This is a genomic window from Paenibacillus sp. UASWS1643 (assembly GCF_008693195.1).
In the GTDB taxonomy this organism is placed as follows: domain Bacteria; phylum Bacillota; class Bacilli; order Paenibacillales; family Paenibacillaceae; genus Paenibacillus; species Paenibacillus amylolyticus_B.
In genome coordinates this window covers 77,743-101,590 of record NZ_VXKZ01000100.1, presented here as the reverse complement: position 1 = coordinate 101,590, position 23,848 = coordinate 77,743, and the positions used below count along the sequence as shown (strand labels likewise).

The following is a 23,848-nucleotide window of genomic DNA, read 5'->3' as shown; positions in this document are numbered from 1 at the left end:
CAATTACTATGCCCCCCAGATTCTCCTCTTGCCTCTAAGGGAATGTAAACTGGCTGATCTTGGCGAATGAAGTGCTCATAACTTTTAATGCCATGGGAGCAGTAAAGTAACAACGTAGCGTAACAACGCCATACCATTCTATCTTTACAGTGTGATTTCGCGGCCTTGGCGTGCCGATTCGTAGATGGCGCAGAGCATTTTCATCACTTCGACGCCGTCCTCGACGGGGCTAAGTGTTTCTTTGCGGCCCTGTGTGCTGTCGATAAAATGGTTGATTTCATTGCGAAATGAGCCCATAAAGTCGAAAGATTTGAAATCTACCTGTGGAGTCATGTTCAAAATGGTGTTGAATTTCTCACCAATAATTGAAATTTCCGGCTCCAGCTCGGCACCGCCTTTGTCGCCATATAGTTTGACCGAAGTCTCATCTGCTTTGGCATGGAGCGTGAAGCTGACATCCACGAGCAGGCTCGCACCATTCTCGAAACGAATCAGGGCATTTGCCATATCCTCAACAGTGTTCTGTTCCGCGTCGTAGTCTGCCGCTTTGTAGAACGACAGATTGTTAATGTTCGAGCGGTTCCCCAATCGGTTGGACACGTTAGCGGAGACGGATTTCACCTTCGGTCTGCCCATCAGATACCAGCAAATATCGATTACATGCACCCCGATATCGATTAGTGGGCCGCCGCCGGAGCGGTTGATATCCGAGAACCAGCCACCTGGATTGCCCAGACGACGCAGACTGGAGGCTTTGGCATAGTAGATCTCGCCCAGTTCACCCTCATCGATGAACTTCTTCAGAATCTGTGCATTGTCGCTATAGCGGCGAACAAAACCAACTTGCAGCAGCTTTCCGCTGCGGTGAACTGCCTTCTCTACTTCGAGCGCATCCTCCACCGTCTGGCAGAGTGGTTTTTCACATAACACGTTTTTGCCCGCGTCCAGAGCAGCAATGCTAATCTCGGCATGGGAATCGTTCCATGTACAGATGCTGACGGAATGGATCTCGGGCATTGCCAGTAGTTCTTTATACTCGGTAAACACATGAGGTGCATTATATTGCTTCGCGACTTCTGCGGCACGTTCTGCATTCAGGTCGCAGATCGCGTATATTTCAACGTCCGGGTTACTGGCGTAGGCTTGCAAATGGCAATCGGATATGGATCCGGCACCGATGACGGCGACTTTTAATTTGGACATAGTACTGATTCCTCCATAAATAAAATAATTAAAGTTCTGCAGAGTAGACGTTCCGGTTGCGAATCGTTCTTCCGATCGCTCTTATCCCCAGATTTCTTCACTTACCTTTTTGCAAAGGGGAAATCCGGGGATAAAGGCGCACGCTTCGCTTCTTCAGAATCGATTTCGCCCCCTCCACTACTTTTTCTGACTGAATTAACTTTCTGTTTGAGCCATACATAACAAGTCCTATTTCATTTAAAACAAGTACTCAGCCCTATGCCTCTTCCCATAGGCGGCGGACGTTATCCATGGCAATGCGTGAGGCCGTTTTGCATTCTTCCATGCCTTCAAATTCAACCGAGATATATCCGTCATATCCGGATTGTTTCAACACACGGAAAACTTCAGGCATGTTGATATCGCCATGGCCCACAATGGCGCCGCGCAGGTAATTGCCATGCGAGGTTTGGAACCAGCCTTCACCGGGGTTCCGGTAGGAAGGTCTCCAGTAGAAGTCTTTGGCGTGCACGATCGACGCGTATGGAATGTTATTTTTCACGGCACTCACCGGATCTTCATCCACGCAGAGGAAATTGCCAACATCCAGTGTGGTTTTGAAGTTGCTCCGCGCCGTTTCGTGTAACAAACGCTGAATTCGCTCACTCGACTGCACATAGTACCCATGGTTCTCCACGCTTGTTGTGATTCCAAAACCCGCTGCATAATCGGCTATCCGCTGACAGGCTTTCACCAGTACCGGTAGGTCGATCTCGAACTGTGCTACAGTTCCCTCTGGTGCAGGGCGGAAAGCCACGTCATGACGCATCAGCTTTACACCCAACGCAGCAGCCACATCCACATGTCGCATCACATTCTGTATCTCTTGCTCCAACGCTTCGGCGTCCTCCTGCACAACAAAGTTAGCGCCGATGGCATAATTGGAAATGTCGATCCCTACCTCTTTTGCCACAGCTTTGATCTCATCAATTAATTCCGGATTATTGATCAGACTGAATCCCATTGGAACAATCTCCACATGTTCCCCGCCCTGATCAGCAATCCAGCGAATGGCATCAGGCACGGTTAATTCTTTGCGATCCAGTGCTTGTTGCAGACTGTAGGTGCTGAGTCCAACTTTCATTTTCCCTCATCCTCTCCTGTAGTCGATGTCCATACCCAACGTATACCTTTTTCCGGCGGACACGACAATTCTCAATAATCGTTTGGCTCCCCTATTTTCCTTTTTCTAACCCAAATCCGGTGTATCCACAAACGTTACGGCCAGTTCAGACGTCTGATGAAGCTCGAGTACGATGATTTCATTCTCACCTTCACGAAGGAGCGGGACTGGTACATACAGTGTTTTTTGCGGTCCTTTATTCCAGTAGCGACCCAGATTGAATCCGTTTACAAATATAACCCCTTTGGTCCAGTTATCCAGTCGCAGAAAAGTATCTCTTACATCCGTGATATGAAACTTTCCTTGATAAAATGCCGGTCCCTGGACTTCGTTAATTGCTTCGCTAATCACATCGCTGAAATGCAAGCCAGACAGATCAGTTAAAGGCAGACAATGAATCGTCCAATCATATAGAAATTGAAAGCCATGTCGCACCCCCTCCGTAATCCCCTTCGGATCTCTCAGGTATGGACCATAGTTGATTCGCCCCATATTTTCGACAAAGATTAATAGTTCTGCGCCCTCTGGCGGTACTTCAAAGGATACCGATAATTCCGTATTCCCCCGTTCGAGCACACCTTGAAATTGCCCATCAACAAACACAAGCGCACGGTCATGCACCTCCTGAACCACCAGTTCCTGTCGCTCCCTGGGCCCGGATATTCGGGTTTGATAACAAATAAATCCATAATCCTGACCCAGCTTCTCCATCGGTTCCGGATTCGTACGTTGCACCGGGGCCGATATCTGGTCCAATTGTGTAAGTAATGACGCCTGCTGATTCAACTCCACTCGCCCATAGGCGATGGTTCCCTTTGATTCTGGCAGCACAAGCTCACCCATATCTTTGTTGTCATACCGAGCAATAAGATCACGTACGGCATGAAATTTTGCTGTCGGCTCCCCGGATTCACTGAGCAGTGAATCATAGTCGTAACTTGTAATCGTTGGTTCGTATTGATCCTTCTGCTGACAGTTCGCCCCGTTGTAAAATCCGAAGTTTGTTCCGCCGTGGAACATATAAAAGTTAACCGAAGCACCTGCCCGGAGCATCTCCTCAAACACACCAGCCACATCTGCAGCTTCTCGGGTGTGATGCGACTCGCCCCAGTGGTCAAACCAGCCGTTCCAGTACTCCATGCACATTAAAGGTCCGTCCGTCTGATATTCACGCAGCTTGGCGAACGCTTCTTCCGTTCCTGATCCAAAATTAACTGTAGCCAGATGCCCCGGGATTGATCCCGCTTGCAGCATATGGTCCGTCGGTCCGTCCGAGGTAAATAACAACACATCCATACCGCGTGCTACCATGCCATCACGTAAATATTGCAGGTAACTCGCGTCGTTCCCGAAGCTGCCGTACTCATTTTCAATTTGCATTGCAATGATCGGCCCGCCATGGGTGCTCAGAAGAGGTTTCAATTTGGGCAAAAGCACATCATAATAACGATCCACATGCTTCAGAAATTTTGCATTATTACACCGCAGACGAATTTCATCATCGGCAAGCAGCCAGGCGGGTAATCCGCCAAACTCCCACTCGGCACATATATAAGGACTTGGACGAACAATCACATGCAGACCCACATCTCCCGCAATGCGAATAAATCGTTCCAGATCAGCCAAACCTTCAAAACAATACTGCCCCGGTTGCGGCTCATGAACATTCCATGGCACATACGTTTCCACTGTGTTGAAGCCGCAGGCTTTCAACTTGAGTAGCCGATCCTCCCAATATTCGGGGACCACTCTGAAATAATGGATGGCACCCGACAGAATCCGAATGGGCTCGCCATCATACATGAATTGTGAACCTTTATACGTTAGCAACGCCATTTTACAACCCTCCCCACTCGCTCAGATATATGCCTAACCCGGACAACGTAGGATACCATCTGGATTCATGAATGCTTAATCGCATCTTTCTCGATGTGACCTGTGGGAAACAACAAATTCGCTTATGCCCCACCACCGTCCCCTTGTAAAACTCTTCCCAACCACCATCTGCCCTCTGCGACTCCAGTGTAAAACGCTCAATCCGTTGGCCTGTCTGGATATGTTCCATCAGCACCACCCGGTCAAACGATCGTTCCTCCTGCAAATCCAGCTCGATCCAAGCCTGCTCCGTTCCTTCGTGAGGACACCAATACGTTTCCCGGCGTTCCGTCAGCACTTCCGATACGGCATGTTGTTCATCCATCGTCTCCGATGCTTTTACTAGCGCCTGCAAGGCGAAATTTTCCTGAAAAATAGTGCGCAGTGAATCTCCCAATTCCTGTAGTCGCTCCACATCCCGTTCATGAATGAGACCACGCGTATCCGGTGGCAGATTGAGCAAAAAGGTGGCGTTGCCCCCCACTGCGCCGTAATAAACGGCGAGCAGTTCTTCCAGTGTTTTGACCTGGTCATCTTCACTGGCATGATAGAACCATCCTGGGCGAATTGAGGTATTCACCTCGGCAGGGTACCAGATCAGTTGGTCACCTTGGGAACGAATGGCCTCTCGGCTTCCCAAATCACTGTCCTGTGTATTGACTCTTGTTACAAACTCACCATCATCCACCTGCTGCGATTGCTCCTGAATCTTCTCATTATCCTGCATATGCGCTGGCACAACGCTCCATTCCGATTCCCGTGTGTGTCCCGCTTCATTGCCACACCAACGTACATCCGGGCCGCATACCGAGATGACAGCTTCGGGCTGAAGTTCACGAATAAGCGCATAATAGGCGTCCCAGTCATAGACCTGCCTTTTGCCATTTGGACCCTCACCACATGCACCATCAAACCATACACAGAAGATGTCGCCATAATTCGTGAGCAGCTCGCGCAACTGATGGAGGAAAAACTCGTTATACCTCTCGGCATCTCCATAAGTGGCTTCATGCCGATCCCAAGGAGACAGGTACACGCCAAACTTTAATCCACCCTCACGGCAGGCATCGGCGACTTCCTGAACCAAATCCCCCGCACCGTTCCTCCATGGACTGGCCGCGACCGTGTGGGCTGTAAACTGACTTGGCCACAAACAAAATCCATCATGATGCTTACACGTCAAAATCAGCCCCTTCATCCCGGCAGCCTTGCATGCCTGCACCCATTGCGCTGCGCTCAGTTCAGAAGGATTGAAGATCAACGGGTCTTCCTCCCCAGTGCCCCATTCCTGATCCGTAAATGTATTTACCGTAAAATGAATAAACGCGTAGAACTCCATCTCCTGCCATCTCAGCTGGCGTTCGGATGGGATGACCTGTGCTGCGGACTTAATCCATTCGGCTGGTTGCAGTTCATAATTCATGGCGTATCACTCCTTTTATTTAGCGCATCCCTATGTCACTAGACCACCCTTGCTTGGACCACTACTCATTGCACTACTGTCCATGAATGGCTGTGATGCAAGCAATAACTGCTGCTGGGCTTCTGCGACCATTTGTGGATCAATGGGATGTTCGAAGCTGCCTTCGTACCTCACGCCTGATCCCATATGGATTTCCGTGATACCCGTTTGTTGGACGAGGGTCTGAATCCCGTCTACGGTTACCCCAGAGCCAGCCATGACAGCGATATTCAGGGTTTGCCCCAATTGCTGAAGTTGTTTCAGTTCTAGCATCGCTTCAGGCGCTGTCTGTTTCCCTCCCGATGTAAGCACACGCTCCACGTTGCCCAATGTGTTAATGGTCTTGAGCGCCTCATTCAGGCTTGTGCTCACATCAATTGCACGATGAAACGTAACGCCCAGACCCTGAGCTTCGGCCATACATGATTGCAAGGATATGAGGTCGACTTCACCAGCTCCTGTAAGAGCGCCGATCACGATGCCAGCGGCTCCAAGTTCCCTCGCCACGCGTACATCCCGGGTCATGGCGTGGATGTCATCTGCGCTATAGCGGAACGAGCGGCTATGGGGACGGATCATGATATACACCGGAATGGAGAGTTGGGACAGCACTTGCTCCATGACACCATAACTGGGGGTAAGTCCCCCTTCAGACATCGCAGACACCAGCTCAATCCGATCGGCTCCTCCCTCCTCAGCTGCCTTGGCATCTTCTACATCCACAGCGATGACTTCCAATACAGGCTGTCTTTTCATAAGGATTGCTCCCCTCAATTCATCGTAGATTATTCCAGCACCGGTAACCCGTACCGATACCCATCACTCGCACTGCACACAGCCTAATCCATGACATAAAGGACCGAATGAACACTTCATCAGCGCTCCTGCGGTCCTTCTTCATCATTGTGGGCAACGGTCAGCTTCCAGAACGCAATCCGAAAAGGCTGACCTTCCTGAACGATATATGGTTTGTCGGCAATGATCTTCATGAATGGATTCTCCTTTGGGTACCGGATTGGGCTAGCAAATAGAGAGTGCAACGTATTTTATGTGCTTTGTTGAATCATTTTGTTATTTTTGTTATTTTTGTTATTTATAATGTTATTATTTATTAGCAATAGTCTAAAACGTTAGGATCAGTACGTCAATACAAAAAAGACACCCGGAGGGTGTCTTCATGTCTTGGATAACCTTCTGGTTATCTGAGCTTTTTCTATTTTTTACGCCGAGCCTTCGTCATTCGATTAAACATAATCAGAGCAGCAATAATCATGGCTATCATGGCAATATTACTCGCTACTTCTTGTGATAATCCGAAAAGAACTCCCAGGTTAGTCACTAGGCCTCTTACAATCAGCGCCACCACAACCAGCAGGATTGGACTCAAAAAATTATAATTTCTCATTCCTAGCAACACCCCTGACCCCATTGTTCAGAACTACGAATTTCATAACACTATCATAACAGTAGCTATTCTGTGTTACAACAAAGGACACCCGCGTACAGTGTCCTTTGTCATATACCAACGTATTCTGCTTTGGATGACAGAACAACCTTTCGATTGCTCTTATCACCTGATATTTCGATTATCTTCTACACCTGCTTGAATTCGATCCAATCAATCTGGAGGCCTGGTTTGGTGAAGTCCAGTTTCAATTCATACAGTCCTGCTTCAAGGTCTACTTTGACAAGTTTCTGTCTGATCCATTTACCTTCCGTACCATTTGTTTGAATGGTGGTTACCAACTGGTCATTCAGGAGCAGGTTACATGCACTTTGAGCAAGTTCCGGCTCAGGGGACATGATCTGTACGATAATCCGATAATGGCCGGCCTCGCTCACTTTCATATGGACGGGTTCAGCTACCGCAGGTTTCACCTGTGCGTTCTCAACCAGATCCTGAGCTTTTGCAGCAGATAGGGATGCATTCGCTTGGAACGAAGCGACGTTCTCCACGATTTCATGTTTTCTGCCGGACACCGGTGCATTCATGATGAACTTGCAGATGTTGATCGCCGAGCGTTGCAGCTCTCCGCGAGTCAATGTTCCATTTTCCAAGGATTCAATCGTGTTGTCGTCCCAGCCATTGATCTCTGCGCCGTAGTTCGGTACAACCATGTAGAGATCATTCTGCGCACGGATCATCCAGTTGGTGTATTTGCGATCCGCTTCTCCACCTTCGGTCACATCGTTCATAATCGCCCACCAGTCGGTCATTACGATTCCTTCAAAATTCCATTCGCCGCGCAGAATTGTGGTGTTCAGGTCATAGTTAGATGCTGCCCAGTGTCCGTTAACCGGGTTGTAGGAAGTCATGATGGAGTTCGCTCCGCCTTCTTTTACAGCGATTTCGAACCCTTTCAGGTAAATTTCACGCAGTGCGCGCTCAGAGACAACAGCATCTACTTTACTGCGGTGTTTCTCCTGATTGTTGCAGGCAAAGTGTTTCAGTGTGGCATTGGAACCACCCTTCATGATACCTTTTGTACATGCTGCGGCAAATACACCCGAGATCAGTGGATCTTCGGAGAAGTACTCAAAGTTCCGGCCATTGAGCGGGCTCCGGCGGATATTGAGTCCAGGTCCGAGCAGGGTATCCACCTGATTTCTCAGCAATTCCTGTCCTTCCATCACATACAACTCTTCAACAAGATCCTTGTTCCATGTCGCCGCAAGCAACGTACCAATGGATACCTGTGTTGCCTTCTCGCCACTATCCATACGAATACCGGATGGGCCATCTGCCGTACATGCTACCGGAATACCGTAGTTAAACAGGCTGTCGCTGACACCACCAAATGCAGATGCCGTCCCCGAAGTAACGAGCGGACTGCTCATGCCTTCTCCACGGACAATCGCCGCCAGATCATGATCACTCAGTTGAGCGATGAAGGTTTCCAGACTCACTTTGCCAGCCTTAACGTCACTCAGCTTGTGGCCCTGATTACCCGTCTGCTCCAGCGTTTGCGGGAGATTCTGCTCAATCCGGTTCGCCATGGATATCTTACGTTTCGGTACTTCTGCATAAGTCAGTTCATAAGATCCATCTTCCTTGCGCGAACCTGGTTTCATCCGTGTAAAATCTTCCGTTGGGGCCATCGCTTCTTGCAGTTGCTCCACCAATTGAAGAGATTCAATACTATAGCCATCCTGGCCATCAACGCTGACGTGCTGCACTTGTTTCACACTGGTTCCTACATGCAATCGGTATGTGCCTTCTTCCAGAACGTATGCGGAAGCATGACCCGTAACACCCGCATCATCGTAAGATGCCATGGCATGGATCGGGAAACTGATCGTCAGAAGTTCTGACTCGCCCGGCTGCAACAATCCTGTTTTGCCAAAAGCCACCAAAGCTTTTACCGGTTGTCCCAGTTTGCCTTGCGGGGCTTCATAATAGACTTGCACAACCTCTTTGCCCGCGTATGTAGTGCCTGAGTTAGTCACATTTACACGAACTTCAATGTAGGTTTCGCCGTCTTTGGACACGGATTTTGCTTCTTCGTGCTGGGCCAAAAACGTCGTATAAGACAGGCCGTAACCGAATTCAAACTGAACGCGCTCAGGTCGAAACGTTTCGAAATAACGATAACCTACATAGATATCTTCCTGATACAGGTTCTTGAACTCATTGCCGTAGTTGCTTGTCGAAGGGTAATCTTCAATGGAATAAGCAATTGTATCTGTCAGTTTACCGCTTGGTGTAACGTCCCCCGCCAGCACATCGGCAATCGCATTACCACCCTCCATACCGCCATGCCAGGAGTAAATTACGCCTTGGATCGGATGTAGATACGTTTCGTTTAACCAGCTCATGTCGATGATATTTGAGACATTCAACACAACGATTGTGTGTTCAAACTGCGAAGTAACTTGCTTCAACATCGCTTTCTCATCTTCTGTCAGTTGGTAACTTCCTGGCGCATCCGCATTATCCTGGTCTTCTCCTGCTGTACGTCCAATCACGATAATGGCTTTGCTGGATTTGCTTCTAGCCTGTGCAACCAGTTCATCCGTCAAAGGCATTTCTTTCTGATTCCATGGCTCGGCCGCCCATACTTTTCCGCCATCATCAAATGGATTTTCCTCAATCCACTTCTCATAGACAGCTGCCAGCTCTTCATTGACCGTTATATTCTTTTTGCTGCGCAGACCATCCAATAGATTCGTTGTGTAGGCCACATGAACACTACCGCCTGAACCCGTGCCGCTCCGATAATAATTGACTTGAATCCGTCCAAAAACTGAAACGTTTTCGTTTTCACGAAGTGGAAGCACTTGGCCTTCATTTCTGAGTAAAACGGCTCCTTCTGCGGCAACCGTACGACTAAACTCTGCAAACCCTTCCAATGGAACTCCGATTTGATGTGTGCTCAATGATTTCCCTCCTGATTGTCATCCCCAAATCTACGAATCGCTATATATAAAATGAACTATATAAATTGAACTAAAGAATATTTACACTGGACACTCCGATGACAGAATAACCTTCCGATCGCTGTTATCCCCAGATTTTATGAATCCCCCTTATATGGGGAAAATCCGGGGATAAAGGCGAACGCTTTCGCTTCTTCAGGTTTTTTCTGTCCTCTCCGTTTCGTGTAAATGTTTAGTTCAATTTATATAACAAAACGTACACTCATTTTATATAAAAGATATTCTATGATCTGGTAGATTCACTTGTACATAGTCTCATATTAACAGATTCTATCGGAGAAATTAAATTAGATTTGTGCTTTATTGATATAATTAAGACTTGTTCACAATTAGTGGCATAATAAAAAGCCACGGACACCTGTTGTCCGTGACTTTTCTTCATTTTATATTACTTATATCAAGTCGTAAGTTTCGCATACACCAGGAAGAATAACATGTCTTCGCCCATGATGACATAACCCGGAACCCGGTAGACCAGATCAACAAGGACAAATGCTACCAGTAACCCCACCATGACTGCCAGATGACGTGGCCGGAGTCGTAGATGTGCGTGTCTGTAACGATGGAACACAAGTGAGGTCGACAAGAAATATAGTAGCGCTGATCCAAATACAAATCCTATCATGAACACATAGTTTAGCTGATTTTGATATAACAGCTGAATTGAGGCAGCGATCATACTCATGGAGATGTAGATGAACAGATGACCGTATATGATCGCTTGCCCGGCAGTCTGAATCTCTTTGCTGACTTTTTTCTCCACATTGTCGAAGTATTGCCACCATATCGCAATGACAAATATGGATGTAAAGGCGGCAAACAGAATGGATTTCATATCCCAATGATCGGCTTGCAACACAGCGATAATGCTTACCACCGATTCACCCAGCAGGATAAGTGTAAAGAGCGCAAAACGTTCCAACAAGTGATGGGTCTGAACCGGTACTTTCACCAGATTTTTGCGTCCAATCAACGGAAGTACGATGTCCACAGCAATCCCCGCATACAAAATCACGTAGCGTAACCAGGAATCGAAGAACAATGAACCTGATGAGATCAATATGCCAATAAGGAAACAGATACCCAAGTAACGAGCCGCTTGCTGCTGATGCTCGCCTTTTGACTTGTGAGCCGTCAGATACTGAATCGCCGTAAATGCCCGTGAGCCGATATATCCGATGAAGAAGGACAGGTAGTACTGGTCAAAATGGGTAGAGAGGCTCGCCGTCATGACCATAACGGACAGAAGCTGAAGGATGAGGAATATTCGATGGATCAGAATATCTTGACCATAGCGGTTAATAAACAAGGTCTGACCGACCCATGCCCACCAAACAGGGATAAAAATAAGCACAAACTTCATTAAATATTCAAACGTAATTACTCCATGTTCGGCATGTAACAAGACATGACCCGCTTTGGAGACCGCTGCTACAAAGAGCAGATCGTAAAACAGCTCCAGCCAGGTAACCTTTTTCTCCATCATCCTTCGTTGCTCCTTTAGGTTTTTCTCATAATACAACGCCTGTTGCTAACTCAGTTACCTTCCCGCTGACCTGGTGACGCGCCCAGAGGAAAAACTCTGAGCGCCATCTACCTTACTTCATTGTACTGTAGCAGGTACGAGCGTTCTGACTTCGATCGGTTGCAGATTGTCCTCAATTTGAGGGCGGTATTTCTCAAACCACTCTGGCAGCATCAATTTTTGTCCAAGCGAATCAGCAGGTTCATCTTTGGCAAAGCCCGGAGGATCTGTAGCAATTTCAAACAGAATGCCGCCAGCTTCTCTGAAGTAAATTGCATTAAAGTACTGACGATCCCGAACTGGAGTCGGTTGGTACCCGTAATCACGTACAGCTTCACTCCACTGTGCATGCTCTTCATCGTCTTTGGCGCGCCATGCAATATGGTGCACGGTTCCTGCGCCGCCCATACCCAGAGCCATACGGGTCACTGGAACATCTACGACATTACCGATATCCCCGCTGGACCGGAAACGGGCATACTCTTCATTTTCACTCACTCTGACAAATCCCAAAATTTTCTCAAGAGCATCCATCGTTCTCTGCGGGTTTACACTGAACAGGACAGCACCACCAAAGCCTTTGATTGCTTTATCTGTTGGAATGCCTTCGTGTGCCCAAGTGCTGGTTGCTCCCTCTTCCCGTTCAACAAGCTCAAGCCGCAGGCCTTCGCCATCTTCGAATTGAAGCAGGTTTTCATTAAAGCGACTTGTTTTGGTTACCTCAATGTTATACTGTTCCAGCCGATTCTGCCAGAAGCCAATCGACCCAGGAGGAATGACATAGGAAGTGATGCCGACCTGACCTCCGCCAATTTTCCCCCGTGGTGATCCAGCGGATGGGAAGAAGGTAATGATGGTACCTGGGCTTCCGTGCTCATCGCCAAAATACAGATGATATACATCAGGTGCATCGAAGTTGATTGTTTTTTTCACCAGACGAAGTCCCAGAACTCCGGCATAAAAATCAACGTTGGCCTGTGGATCTCCTGCGAAAGCTGTAATATGGTGAATACCTGCTGTTTGAATAGTCATGATTAATTCCTCCTTGGTTTGTTAAGCATGTTTTAAATTTAGTAGGTGTTATAGATATTTGAGTTGGTTAAATGAGTTAGTTTATTGGTTTATAGTAAGTTTGCATTATCTTTAAATTAAGATATATGAGCTAGCGAATTGTATTCTAGTTGTTATTTTGATTGGCCTGTTCTTGTTTCAATTTATCAGGAGTAACGTCATCGCCGTTCGGATCATAGATGGTTGCATTCAAGAGAATGTCGTTGACCGAACCGCGAAAAGTTTGCAGATATTCCTGGCGAAGATTAACCCGTTCCTCTTTCTCCATCTCCGTCAATCCGCCCTCTTTGGCTTTTCTTGCAAGTTCATTAATTCTGGTCAATGTTGGGATCATCATCTTGATCTCTCCTTGTGTAATGGATTAAAGATATTTGTTTTGGTTGTTATTTATATTTAAATTAAATATCTTAAGTTAAAGATAAATGATTTGTGATCAGTTGTCAACTCTTTTATCAAAATTAAAATAAATGGACCTGCTCTCCACCTTACGTCATGTCGCTTTGAGATAAGAATCCAAACAAAAAGGGCTAGCCCCGTGATATCTAAACCAGTGGACTAGCCCTCATGTATTTATTTTATTAGCCTAGCTTTTGACCACAGTTCGGACAGAAGTTGGCTCCTTCATTTTTGGCTCCACAGTTCGGGCAGAAGTTTGGCTTCTTGTTGCCTTCTGTTGATGAAGATGAAGTTGAATCACCGTTGCTATTGCCCGCTGGCTTCTGGTCGGCATTCTGATTCTGAGACGAATTGGCATTGTTGTTGTTGTTCTGGTTTTGGCCTTGGTTCTGGTTCATGTTTTTCATCATTTCATTGGCCATGTTCATACCCATCATCATGCCCGCCATATCCGAAGCTGCGCCGCCGCCCTGTACTTTACCGGATGAGATGCCGTCTGTCATGCTGACCTGTTGATACTTTTGCAGATTACCAATCATCTCGTGCGAAGCGGTCTTTGTAATCATATCCTGAATCTCTTTTGGATAGTTGAAACTCATCACTTGGAAACCGGTAATCCCAATGCCGATGTCCATCATCTGCATATCCAGATCTTCCTGAATCCCTTTGGCAATATCCGATGCATTGGCCTGCAGGTTGAACATATCCTTCCCTTCGCGGCTAATCCACTTCATTAGAAGCTGATCCAGCACGGAAGTGATTCGGATTTTGACATCCTCCACCAGATAACTTTGTTTGATGCCTGCAATCTTATCGATCAGGGTCACATAGTCACTTACTTTAAAATTAAATGTGCCGTTGGCCCGAATCGGCATCCCGCCCGGGAGTTGTGGTGTTGGAATCAACACCGGACTTTGTGTGCCCCAGCGCACGGTGAACTCTTTTGTGTTTACAAACAAGACTTCGACCCGCATGCCGCTGTTGAATCCAAATTTGAATCCTTTTAATGTAGAAAGGAATGGAATGATCTCGGAATCGATATTAAATGATCCTTCGTCCTCGAAAATCCCTTCCACTTTACCGTTATTCAGGAAAATGGCGTCCTGACCCGAACGGATAATGAGTTTACTCCCCTTCTTGATCTCCCGGTTGCTCCATTTCCAAAATATCATGTCATCTCTGAACTCTTCCCACTCCACCACATTCGAAAACTGATTTCTGAAAAATCCCATACTCGTTCCCATCCCTTCTATTAGAAAATCCGTATACTCAGTAGTTATTAAAATGATCCTCTACTTCCACTATGTGAGTGACCGCCTCGCGATGTACCTCCACCGCCGCCTCCGCCGCCGTTGTTATTGTTCTTCTCGATTTTGCGCTTGGTTACGGTTGTACGGATATAACGATCCTGACGATCTATTACACTGGAATTGCTTGAATCCTCATAAGTCGCACGATTGACCGTGACACGCCCTCCGGAACGATAGGTCATCATGCCAACAACAATACCGCCCAGTACTACCGATACTCCCAACTGAAACCAGCCGTTGAACAAAATGTTGTTCGGATTCACACCCGGTTCGTACCCCATATATTTGTAAGAGAGCTCAATATATTTCTCAAATGCGAGTTTATAGTCCCCACTGGATAACTCAGAGGTAATCCGGTTACGGATAGAATCCAGTCGCTGATCACTCAGGTATTCTTTTGCCTTATAAAATCCCGCCAGATACACTTCGCGATTATTCATATCCATCGTTAAAATGACAGCATTGCCAAATTTCTTGTCGTACCCTAGCTCCTGCTTATCATAAAAATCTTCAGTTAAGAGCACGATATCCTGATTCTCAGCATTATTTGTTGTCAAAATAACAAAGTCCGTCTGCCGTTCCGCGCCATACTGATTCGCAAGTGCATTCAGCTCAACCTTATCCTGCTCACTCAGCAGGTTGGCCTCATCGTAGATGAGATTTTTGCTCTCCGCTGCGGATGCCGATGACATGGGAATCAACGGAGCAACAAGGGTGATCATAAGTAAAATGAGCGTAGCCATCACGACGACCAGAGGAGTTCTTTTTCTCATAAGAATCCACCTCCCATCATCCAGGAGACCAGCTTCAGTGACAGCAATGAGACGGCAGATACTCCTGCGAACCATCCGGCCACTTTGGCTTTGCTGATCGGCGGTTTGCCGACCACTTTCCCTGTCTGACCATTCATGGCAAAGGTATACTGTGCCCGATTGTAGTCATAGTTGACCATCCACACCGGGAGCAGCACATAGTCTGCATTTTTGAGCGTGGTATCAATCTGTTTGTCCGTGTAGCTCACGCTGGTATATCCGGATACAGTTGATGCAATATAAGAATCAATGTAAGACCTCGTTTTATCCTTGGCCCGTGGAAAAAGTTCCTCGTCTGTATAACTGTATTTTTCCGCAATGTACCCCGCCAGATACGGGGTCTTGAACAATTTCAGCTGGTTATATGGGAAAGGCTCCAGCTTATCCATCAGTTCATCCTTCATTTTCTCCGATGCATCAATGGGCAGGTTCACGTAATTCAGCCGAATCCGTCGGTATATATCGAAATGCTGTGTTTCCGTGTAATGGTAGTCGCCCTGGGTGTAGGATCTGACCTTGGTGCCACGACCATGCACTTCGATTTTGTTATGTAACTCGAACAACCAGAACGGGACGTACATGCCCGTAATGCTCTGAATACGATCGGCGGACATGAAGCCACTTGGCGTCAAGAGGCCGTTTTTGCACCACTTTTTGAAAGCCTGTTTGGCTTGATCCTTGTTGATCGAAAAGGGAATCACCATCGCGGGGGCCAGATTGCCCGTCAGCCGATCACTGAGTACAACCGCTGCACCGCAGAAACTGCATGTCGTCGCACTGGTCTCCGGTTCTGTCACAATGTCAGCTCCGCAGCTGTTACAGTGGTATTCTTTGACCTCATTTTCGGTGAATACTTGTCTCTTCAAGGGATCGGGGATCTGCTCTATGTTGTCTTGGCGGCCGCAGCTGGGACAGGATAATGCACCTGACACACTGTCAAAGATCATACCACTGCCGCAGTTTGGACATTTATATTCAATAACCGGCATCTGCTCACCTCAATGTTAACGAAATGGTATAACGTATTACTTATTCTTCAACTTCTCCTGAATTGCTGCGAGTTCTTCCTCCGCACTTGGCGACGCATTCTCATTATTACCCGCATCTGCGTTCATGTCCCTCTCGAGCTGGGCAATTAATTCGTCCAAATCATCTTCCTGTGCCCCAGCTCGAAGTTCTGCCAAAGCCTCTGCTTCGTTCAGTGCCTGATTCGCCCTGTCTTCCATGGCCTTCAATGCAGCATCAGCTCTGCCCGCAGATGCATTCCGTTCGTTGGCCTGTTGCTGCGCTTTCGCATCTGCCATGCGACCTTTTAGTTCTGCATGCCGCGCCTCCAATTGCCCCAGATCTGCAACCAATTTATCGTTCATATGCTTCATCATCTTGGCTTTGGCGGAAGCACGTTCATAGGCGGCTTGTAATTCGTTCAATTTGTCAGCCAACTTCACTTTCTTCTCCAGAAAACCACGTGCCTTGTCTTCATCTCCCGACTCCGCTGATTTCTCTGCATACCGCTGTAATTTCTTAACCTCGGCGCTGCACTCATCCAATGCTCGCTTTGCCCGGCTCTCATCCGACAACACCGCCGTTGTCTCCGCTTTTACCTGACCCAGATCACTGCTCAGACTTCGCATATACTCATTCACACTCTTCTCCGGATCTTCCGCCCGAGACAACATGTGGTTCACATTCGCCTTCATCACGTCTCTAAACCTCGATAAGATTCCCATTACTTGTTCCTCCTCCGAAAAGTTCATATGTATACTATAATACATGAATACGCCCACATACGTTTCACATTTCACGATTGCAAGTGGAGTCCATACGATCCAAAGTCGAGTAATGATGGAGTAATAAAAGAAAAGACGAACACCTATAGTTTCGCCTTATGATCGTGTATAAACACACAAAACTTAAGTATTAATCCTTTCCTCGCACTCCACAAATCCCTACCTAACTATGGTTCCATCGGAAGGCTCTCCACCGCTGTGAAGAACACATCCAACAGCTCAACATTGTACACTGTACGGATGTATTCATCGATCTGGGCTAAATCCTCTTCCCTTTGATACTCCAGACATGGACGGCCCTCACTCCACAGCACCCTGCAAGGGAACTTTGCGACAACATCCTTAATGATGTGATCGGGCTCAGCCACTTTATGAATGTCTCCCATATGAAATCTCCTCACTTCTCCTCACTTATCGTGTGCAATTATGCATTAATTTTGAAATACATAACGGTTCGATTCAGTGCACTTCATCACATTCTACTCGGAGAGTTATGGCAGATATCACACAGGCATTCTGCACACATAACAGTGACCTGTCCACCCAGGGTGCCATTCCTTCGCAAGTTGGCTATAATAAGGGGATCAAAGTTTTCGATAAAGGCAGGAAAATTATGCGTACACGAGTTCACTTTATTGCTCCCTACGAATCGATGATTCCTATTATACAAGAGTGTATTCCCCGTTTTCCCCAGTTAGCCATTCAGACAGACGTGGGCGACTTGGCAAACGGTGTGGAATTAGCAACTCAAGCTGAGAAAAACGGGGCAGAGATTATCATCAGCCGCGGCGGTACCGCCCAATTGATTAAAAAAGCAGTGACCATTCCCGTCATTGATGTGCAGTTATCGGGTTATGATATGATTCGTTCACTTACCCTGGCAAGCCAGTTTAACGGCCAAACAGCGATTGTTGGTTTCTCCAACATCACCTCTGGTGCACAATCGATTATTGATCTGATGGATCTGCCTCTCAAGGTCTATACCATACATAGCTCGGAAGATGTGGCACGATTGCTCCTGGAGTTGAAAGCTTCCGGGTACCGCCAGATTGTCGGGGATGTGATCACCGTCAACACCGCGAAGACTTATGGTCTGGAGGGATTGTTAATCCAATCCGGTCAGGAATCCATCCTTAGAGCGATGGAAGATGCGCAGTTGGTCTACCGTTATTTGAGCAAAAACCATGCGATATCGGTCATACTGAATGACCTGGTTACACGGGAACATCCGAATTTGCTTATTTTAAATGAACGGAATGAAGTCGTATTCGAGAACCTGACTGATTTTGAGAACAATCCGCTGACCGATAATCACATGTATCTCACCAATACCAGTCTGGAATTCCATCAATCCCAGATCCAGAATGTGTTCATGGTGGACGATTACCAGCTCACGGTTAACGCCTATGAAACGACCCTGGACAACAAGAACTACAAGGTATACATGCTGGAAAAAGGACAACCCTATGCCTTTGCACAATTCGGCATAACCACGTTCACGGACGCATCAATGGAGCCCATCGTTGCCGAATCCCCTGCCATGCAGATGGTATTAAGGAACATTCGAGCACTTTACGAAAATCATGAACCGATCTATCTGCTGGGTGAAGCGGATTCCGGTAAATCTTTTTTGGTCAAACATATTCATCAGATGTACTCCGGTGGCGGACTGTTATTACAGATCGATCTCTCGCAAGTTCCGCCCGGCCATTTGCACAAGATACCACTCGTAAAGGTTCGAAATGTAGAGATTAACCACATGGAGACACGTATGGAAGATCCGGAGTTGCTCTCCTTTATCCAGAGCTGCCTTCAAAGCCAGATTGGGGTTTTTATACTCGGGGAGCAGGCGTTGAACCCACATTGGTCACTCGATCTGGAGCTTAATACGATCATGATGCCAAATCTTGCGGATAGACCAGAAGATCTGGCTCCACTGATGCAGCATTTCCTTACAGGTTACTACCAGAAGTACGGAACTACTGCGGTGAGAATAAAAGAAGATGCACTGCAGCTGATCCAAGAACAGATCACACATATGAATGTCAACCAACTGAAACATCTGATCAAGCAGGCTGCACTTAATGAACAGGAATATGTAATTACCACGGCTACCTTATCCCGCTTGCTCGATCAGCAACCTTCTTCAAGCCCAATGAAGTTGAATGGCACGCTGAAGGAGATCGAAAAAGAAGTTATTCAGATTGTGCTTCAGGAGGAAAATAACAATCAATCGAAGGCGGCGGAGCGTCTGGGGATTAACCGGGCCACATTATGGCGTAAACTTAAAGATTAACTTTAAGTTTGCGTCTTTTTATCGCCTTGTTGTGTTGCATTTTTAAACACTATAATACTTATTTAAAATTTACAATAATTTATTGTTGCTATATTAAACGATATGGGATAATATAATCCCTGCAAGCGCTTCATAAAAACGATTACTTCATAAGGAGCTAACTACTATGAACATTAAAGCAACTTTAGATCGCATCCCTGGCGGTATGATGGTTGTCCCCCTGCTGCTTGGTGCAACGATCAATACATTCTTCCCGAATGCTCTGCGCATTGGCGGATTCACGGAAGCTCTCTTCGTTAACAGTGCCAGTACGCTGATTGCGCTGTTCCTGTTAATTGCCGGTACACAGATTACGTTCAAAACGGCAGGTTCATCTGTCGGCAAAGGTTTAACCCTGCTTACGTTCAAATGGGTGATTGGTGCAGGCCTTGGTTTTATCGCTATTTTGTTTGCGGATTCAAGCGGTTTATTCCTGGGTCTGGCCCCACTTGCCATTATCGCTGCGATGACCAACTCTAACGGTGGCCTGTACATCGCACTCGCTGGTCAATACGGTAAAGAAGATGACAAGGCAGCTTACCCGTTCCTCGCGCTTAGCGATGGTCCGTTCCTGACCATGGTAGCGCTCTCGATCTTTGGTGCAATGGGCTTTGCGAACGGCATGTTCTCCCCGATGGCATTCGTTGCTGTATTGCTTCCGCTCATCGTTGGTGTCATTATTGGTAATCTGGACCGTAATCTGGGGGATTGGCTGTACAAAGGCAGTGACAAACTCGTTCCGTTCTTTGCATTCTCCCTGGGTATGGGAATCAATTTCTCATCCATCATTCAAGGCGGACTAGGTGGCATTCTGCTAGGTGTTCTGACCGTGCTTCTCACAGGCGGAATCGGATATCTGGTGTTCAAAGCCATTGGCTGGAACCCTATCGTTGGTGCTTCCGAAGGTTCAACAGCCGGGAATGCGGTAGGTACACCTGCTGCCATCGTGGCTGCCAATGCTTCATTTGGCCCGATTGCGGAGATTGCCACTGTGCAAATTGCGGCGAGCGTTGTAACGACAGCTATCCTGTTACCCATCTTCATCGGGTTCCTCTCCAAACGACTGGAGAAATCAGGTGGCGTCGAGAAATACAATCAACGACCAACCACATAAACGGTTATCACCTGATCCGATATGTTTAATCTGTGCCAATTGATGATCTGACGGACTTCTTATGAAATTTTGCTTACAAGGAGGGATGACTGCATGAAATTAGCCATTATTGCAGATGATTTGACCGGTGCCAATGACAGCGGGGTGCAGCTTGCCCGCCATGGCTTGAAGACCAGTGTTCTTTTTAATATGAATGAAGAACCTCTTACACAATACGATGCTGTCGTCTTTGATACAGATAGTCGTTCCATATCCCCGCAGGATGCGTATGATCGTGTATATCGGGCTGCTGAATTGCTAACGAATAATGGATTTGAGACCATTTTCAAAAAGATGGACTCCACCATGCGCGGTAATATCGGCATCGAGATTGATGCTGTATATGATGTTGTGAAGCCGGACTTTATGATGATTGCCCCAGGTTATCCCAAAAATAACAGGACGATACTGGAAGGAATTCATTACCTGAACGGCGTTCCGCTGGCAGATACTGAAATTGCTCATGACCCGAAGACACCTGTTACGATTTCCTACCTTCCGGACTTGTTGAAACAACAAACCAAGTACGAAGTTGGCGAGATCACCGTTACCGATCTGGAAGCCGGGCAGCAGCATCTTTGTGCCAAGCTGGAGCAGTTGAAGGAAAACAATATTCCTTACGTGCTGGTGGACTCCACCGAGGAAAGCCATCTGGAGCTGGTACTACAGATGACTCGCGAGTTGGATTATACCTTTGCCTGGGCAGGCTCAGCGGGTATTGCCAACTACCTCCCTGCTCACTTTGCACTTGGATCCAAGTCTACCGTGCTAACCATACCCGAGAATCCGGGTCCAATCCTGACGGTGGTGGGCAGTGTAAACAAAAATTCGCGCGAGCAATTGAGTCGCTTGCTGCGCAAATCCCGTGTAGCTTCTGTCTCCTTCCATTCCTTCAAAGCGGTATCCGCAACCGCAGACCGCGCGGAAGAGATGGAACGCGTCTATAACGAGGTCCGAGACAAAGCGCTGGAAGGACAAGATGTTGTCCTCTACTCCACCGCTGAACAGATTGATATCGAATTGGCTCGTGCCACGGGCGAAGTTCGGGGGCTTAATCACACCGAAGTTAGCAATGAAATTGTACTCGCGATGGGTGAGATCTGCGCCAGACTGCTGGAGGAGGGACTGTTCAAGGGTGTCTCCATGACCGGTGGCGATACGGCAAAACAAATCTGTCTGAAATGGAATATTAGCGGCTTCGAGCTGCTGGATGAGCTTGAAATCGGCGTGCCGATCTCCAAGTTTATAGGCATTGATGATCTGCATGTGATTACCAAAGCAGGCGGATTCGGCAAACCTGATGTCTTTATCCATGCGATTCAAAAATTAAAAGGGGGTATTCTTGTATGAAACCTACAATTGGAATTACGATGGGCGACGCAGCAGGCATTGGACCGGAGATTATTATGAAAGCACTGGGTCATCAGGAGATGTACGATCAGTGCAATCCACTCGTTATCGGTGATGCGAAGATTCTGGAGCGCGTGCTGCCGGTCATCGGCTCAAGTCTGAACGTTAACGCGATTCAAGAGCCTTCCGAAGCCAAGTATGAATTCGGTACTGTAGATGTAATCGATTTGAACCTTGTCCCTGCGGACTTGGAATACGGCAAAGTATCTGCCGTGGCTGGGGATGCAGCATTCCAGTTTCTCGCCAAAGCCATTGATCTCGCCAAAAAACACCAGATTCACTCCATCTGCACAGCACCTTTGAACAAAGAAGCTCTGCATCAAGGGGGGCACCTGTATCCAGGGCACACCGAAATTCTGGCTGACCTGACGGATACGCAGGACTTCTCGATGATGCTGACGACGCCTAATCTGAGAGTCATTCACCTGACGACACACATGGGTCTGATTGATGCCATCGCGAGTATCAACCCGGAAAGAACCTACACCGTTGTGAAGCTTGCCCATGATACGCTGAAAAAAGCAGGCTTTGAGAATCCGCGCGTAGCCGTATGCGGAATCAATCCTCATGCCGGAGAGAACGGACTGTTCGGCAACGGGGAAGAAGAAGAAAAACTGCAGCCCGGCATTGAGCGTGCGCAGCAGGAAGGCATTAACGTCGTTGGTCCACTCCCGGCGGACACACTCTTCTTCCGCGCTGGCCGCGGAGACTTCGATATTGTGGTAGCCTGCTACCACGACCAAGGCCATGCACCAATTAAGGTAATGGGCATCGAGGAAGGCGTGAACATCACCGTTGGTCTGAAGGGCGGCATCATTCGTACGTCGGTTGACCACGGTACAGCCTTCGACATCGCAGGTAAGAACATCGCCGATGACAAAAGCATGCTGGCAGCCATCCGCTCCGCCATTGAGCTGGCACCGAAGGATCAGGGATAACACCAAGATTCATCCGGTACATGCGTAAGTCTGATCGTAAGATCAATTGTACACGTATCGGTGTATCGTCAGTATTCGATGAATAGAAAGAAAAAGGCAAACCCTTGTAAGTTCAAGGGTTTGCCTTTTTGTATATCGTCCACCCATTTATTCAGACCAATCATCTTGGTTGGTATTATGGCCATCAAACATATGCTAAACTGATCATAATAAACAAAGGAAGTGCAGAACTCCTTCAGACTTGCAGTACACATCGATTACGTGAAAGTTCACACCGACTTTAAATGAGAAAAAGGAAGAGATTCAATGGGAAGAAAACAATCTTTTACTGAAACAGAGCTACTGGATACGACCAAAAAATTAATTCTGGAGCATGGCTACGACGGTTTTCATCTCAAGCTGCTCTCACAGCATCTGTCCGGAGCACGGAGCACGATATATCAATATTACGCCAATAAAGAAGAGATTGTTGCTGCTTGTATGAAGCGTGTAATAGCAGCCGTGTTGGAGAATTCATTAGCCGTTGATGAGACTGATCCCATGGATGCTCTTGAGCAACTGCTTCTGATCTACGCAGAAGAATCGACGCTCCATCAACTTCTGGGAGATGCCAGTAAAATTAATACGACTAATTCTGCTGCGGCAGCGAGAGATCTTGAATTTATTGAGGAAGCACATAAGACCCTCAAAATTCAATTATCACGCTTATTTGAACGCGCACAGCAGGATCAGGCCCTCCGGCAAGATATCCCTCTACCTGTACTTGTTGGTGTATTCTTCAACTTAATTAATACGCCTAACATGATGAATATCCCTACGCCTGATTGGGGAAAGCTGCTGTTCCAAATGTGGATCGGAGGAGCCAAGAGCTAACTTTGTTCTTGGATTTAATTTGACACAAGTGTCATTTATGTCGTTTAATGATGAAGACCGTGTGGCCGCGCATCTAATTTGACACATGTGTCAAAA

At 47.2% G+C, this 23,848-nt stretch carries 20 protein-coding genes; 5 read left to right on the top strand and 15 right to left on the bottom strand.

Annotation, left to right across the window (positions count from 1 at the left end):
* Nucleotides 1–144 precede the first annotated feature (144 nt).
* The 15 genes from FE296_RS08135 to FE296_RS08065 form a co-directional block, all read right to left on the bottom strand.
* Nucleotides 145–1,203 carry a Gfo/Idh/MocA family protein gene (locus FE296_RS08135; RefSeq protein ID WP_150364689.1) on the bottom strand — a complete coding sequence of 353 codons (1,059 nt, stop codon included), beginning with the start codon at nt 1,201–1,203 and terminating at the stop codon, nt 145–147.
* A 256-nt stretch (nt 1,204–1,459) separates the two neighbouring features.
* A complete protein-coding gene (locus FE296_RS08130; RefSeq protein ID WP_150364688.1) occupies nt 1,460–2,326 on the bottom strand; it encodes a sugar phosphate isomerase/epimerase family protein in 867 nt (288 codons plus the stop codon).
* A gap of 105 nt (nt 2,327–2,431) precedes the next feature.
* Entirely contained in the window at nt 2,432–4,201 is a 1,770-nt protein-coding gene (locus FE296_RS08125; protein ID WP_150364687.1) for a glycoside hydrolase family 35 protein, read from the bottom strand.
* A gap of 1 nt (nt 4,202) precedes the next feature.
* Nucleotides 4,203–5,663: an alpha-L-fucosidase gene (locus FE296_RS08120; RefSeq protein WP_150364686.1), complete on the bottom strand. Its 1,461-nt coding sequence runs from the start codon at nt 5,661–5,663 to the stop codon at nt 4,203–4,205.
* Nucleotides 5,664–5,693: 30 nt separating this feature from the next.
* Nucleotides 5,694–6,458 carry a copper homeostasis protein CutC gene (locus FE296_RS08115; protein WP_150364685.1) on the bottom strand — a complete coding sequence of 255 codons (765 nt, stop codon included), beginning with the start codon at nt 6,456–6,458 and terminating at the stop codon, nt 5,694–5,696.
* A gap of 457 nt (nt 6,459–6,915) precedes the next feature.
* Nucleotides 6,916–7,089: a hypothetical protein gene (locus FE296_RS08110; RefSeq protein WP_223868809.1), complete on the bottom strand. Its 174-nt coding sequence runs from the start codon at nt 7,087–7,089 to the stop codon at nt 6,916–6,918.
* Nucleotides 7,090–7,295: 206 nt separating this feature from the next.
* A complete protein-coding gene (locus FE296_RS08105) occupies nt 7,296–10,079 on the bottom strand; it encodes a glycoside hydrolase family 3 C-terminal domain-containing protein (RefSeq protein ID WP_150364684.1) in 2,784 nt (927 codons plus the stop codon).
* Nucleotides 10,080–10,536: 457 nt separating this feature from the next.
* Nucleotides 10,537–11,625, bottom strand: coding sequence for a low temperature requirement protein A (locus FE296_RS08100; RefSeq protein ID WP_150364683.1), 1,089 nt, complete (start codon nt 11,623–11,625; stop codon nt 10,537–10,539).
* A gap of 117 nt (nt 11,626–11,742) precedes the next feature.
* Entirely contained in the window at nt 11,743–12,696 is a 954-nt protein-coding gene (locus FE296_RS08095) for a ring-cleaving dioxygenase (RefSeq protein ID WP_124118287.1), read from the bottom strand.
* 145 nt (nt 12,697–12,841) lie between these two features.
* On the bottom strand, nt 12,842–13,069 hold the full coding sequence (locus FE296_RS08090) for a DUF896 domain-containing protein (protein WP_091012171.1): 228 nt from the start codon (nt 13,067–13,069) through the stop codon (nt 12,842–12,844).
* A 244-nt stretch (nt 13,070–13,313) separates the two neighbouring features.
* Nucleotides 13,314–14,363: an SPFH domain-containing protein gene (locus FE296_RS08085; RefSeq protein WP_150364682.1), complete on the bottom strand. Its 1,050-nt coding sequence runs from the start codon at nt 14,361–14,363 to the stop codon at nt 13,314–13,316.
* 47 nt (nt 14,364–14,410) lie between these two features.
* Nucleotides 14,411–15,214 (bottom strand): TPM domain-containing protein, encoded by an 804-nt coding sequence (locus FE296_RS08080; RefSeq protein WP_150364681.1) that lies wholly within the window; start codon nt 15,212–15,214, stop codon nt 14,411–14,413.
* Entirely contained in the window at nt 15,211–16,242 is a 1,032-nt protein-coding gene (locus FE296_RS08075; RefSeq protein ID WP_150364680.1) for a TFIIB-type zinc ribbon-containing protein, read from the bottom strand. Before FE296_RS08075 ends, FE296_RS08080 begins: the two co-directional genes overlap by 4 nt.
* Before the next feature lie 36 nt (nt 16,243–16,278).
* Nucleotides 16,279–16,983, bottom strand: a complete 705-nt coding sequence (locus FE296_RS08070; RefSeq protein WP_150364679.1) for a PspA/IM30 family protein — start codon at nt 16,981–16,983, stop codon at nt 16,279–16,281.
* A gap of 227 nt (nt 16,984–17,210) precedes the next feature.
* The gene (locus FE296_RS08065; protein WP_150364678.1) at nt 17,211–17,429 is read right to left on the bottom strand and encodes a hypothetical protein; all 219 of its coding nucleotides are present in this window, start codon (nt 17,427–17,429) and stop codon (nt 17,211–17,213) included.
* A 107-nt stretch (nt 17,430–17,536) separates the two neighbouring features.
* On the opposite strand from FE296_RS08065, the gene FE296_RS08060 reads away from it, so the two are divergent.
* The 5 genes from FE296_RS08060 (at nt 17,537) to FE296_RS08040 (ending at nt 23,752) form a co-directional block, all read left to right on the top strand.
* The gene (locus tag FE296_RS08060; protein WP_223868808.1) at nt 17,537–19,339 is read left to right on the top strand and encodes a sigma-54-dependent transcriptional regulator; all 1,803 of its coding nucleotides are present in this window, start codon (nt 17,537–17,539) and stop codon (nt 19,337–19,339) included.
* Nucleotides 19,340–19,505: 166 nt separating this feature from the next.
* Entirely contained in the window at nt 19,506–20,492 is a 987-nt protein-coding gene (locus FE296_RS08055) for a 2-keto-3-deoxygluconate permease (RefSeq protein ID WP_105602261.1), read from the top strand.
* Nucleotides 20,493–20,585: 93 nt separating this feature from the next.
* Nucleotides 20,586–21,881 carry a four-carbon acid sugar kinase family protein gene (locus FE296_RS08050; RefSeq protein WP_150364677.1) on the top strand — a complete coding sequence of 432 codons (1,296 nt, stop codon included), beginning with the start codon at nt 20,586–20,588 and terminating at the stop codon, nt 21,879–21,881.
* Nucleotides 21,878–22,879 carry a 4-hydroxythreonine-4-phosphate dehydrogenase PdxA gene (pdxA, locus tag FE296_RS08045; protein ID WP_124118295.1) on the top strand — a complete coding sequence of 334 codons (1,002 nt, stop codon included), beginning with the start codon at nt 21,878–21,880 and terminating at the stop codon, nt 22,877–22,879. Before FE296_RS08050 ends, pdxA begins: the two co-directional genes overlap by 4 nt.
* A gap of 306 nt (nt 22,880–23,185) precedes the next feature.
* Nucleotides 23,186–23,752: a TetR/AcrR family transcriptional regulator gene (locus FE296_RS08040; protein ID WP_150364676.1), complete on the top strand. Its 567-nt coding sequence runs from the start codon at nt 23,186–23,188 to the stop codon at nt 23,750–23,752.
* The last annotated feature ends 96 nt before the right edge of the window (nt 23,753–23,848 follow it).

Bases quoted from the DNA above. Each gene is read 5' to 3' on its own strand.
- FE296_RS08135 (WP_150364689.1), bottom strand. From the start codon at position 1,203: ATGTCCAAATTAAAAGTCGCCGTCATCGGTGCCGGATCCATATCCGAT.
- FE296_RS08130 (WP_150364688.1), bottom strand. From the start codon at position 2,326: ATGAAAGTTGGACTCAGCACCTACAGTCTGCAACAAGCACTGGATCGC.
- FE296_RS08125 (WP_150364687.1), bottom strand. From the start codon at position 4,201: ATGGCGTTGCTAACGTATAAAGGTTCACAATTCATGTATGATGGCGAG.
- FE296_RS08120 (WP_150364686.1), bottom strand. From the start codon at position 5,663: ATGAATTATGAACTGCAACCAGCCGAATGGATTAAGTCCGCAGCACAG.
- FE296_RS08115 (WP_150364685.1), bottom strand. From the start codon at position 6,458: ATGAAAAGACAGCCTGTATTGGAAGTCATCGCTGTGGATGTAGAAGAT.
- FE296_RS08100 (WP_150364683.1), bottom strand. From the start codon at position 11,625: ATGATGGAGAAAAAGGTTACCTGGCTGGAGCTGTTTTACGATCTGCTC.
- FE296_RS08095 (WP_124118287.1), bottom strand. From the start codon at position 12,696: ATGACTATTCAAACAGCAGGTATTCACCATATTACAGCTTTCGCAGGA.
- FE296_RS08090 (WP_091012171.1), bottom strand. From the start codon at position 13,069: ATGATCCCAACATTGACCAGAATTAATGAACTTGCAAGAAAAGCCAAA.
- FE296_RS08085 (WP_150364682.1), bottom strand. From the start codon at position 14,363: ATGGGATTTTTCAGAAATCAGTTTTCGAATGTGGTGGAGTGGGAAGAG.
- FE296_RS08080 (WP_150364681.1), bottom strand. From the start codon at position 15,214: ATGAGAAAAAGAACTCCTCTGGTCGTCGTGATGGCTACGCTCATTTTA.
- FE296_RS08075 (WP_150364680.1), bottom strand. From the start codon at position 16,242: ATGCCGGTTATTGAATATAAATGTCCAAACTGCGGCAGTGGTATGATC.
- FE296_RS08070 (WP_150364679.1), bottom strand. From the start codon at position 16,983: ATGGGAATCTTATCGAGGTTTAGAGACGTGATGAAGGCGAATGTGAAC.
- FE296_RS08065 (WP_150364678.1), bottom strand. From the start codon at position 17,429: ATGGGAGACATTCATAAAGTGGCTGAGCCCGATCACATCATTAAGGAT.
- FE296_RS08060 (WP_223868808.1), top strand. From the start codon at position 17,537: ATGGCAGATATCACACAGGCATTCTGCACACATAACAGTGACCTGTCC.
- FE296_RS08055 (WP_105602261.1), top strand. From the start codon at position 19,506: ATGAACATTAAAGCAACTTTAGATCGCATCCCTGGCGGTATGATGGTT.
- FE296_RS08050 (WP_150364677.1), top strand. From the start codon at position 20,586: ATGAAATTAGCCATTATTGCAGATGATTTGACCGGTGCCAATGACAGC.
- pdxA (WP_124118295.1), top strand. From the start codon at position 21,878: ATGAAACCTACAATTGGAATTACGATGGGCGACGCAGCAGGCATTGGA.
- FE296_RS08040 (WP_150364676.1), top strand. From the start codon at position 23,186: ATGGGAAGAAAACAATCTTTTACTGAAACAGAGCTACTGGATACGACC.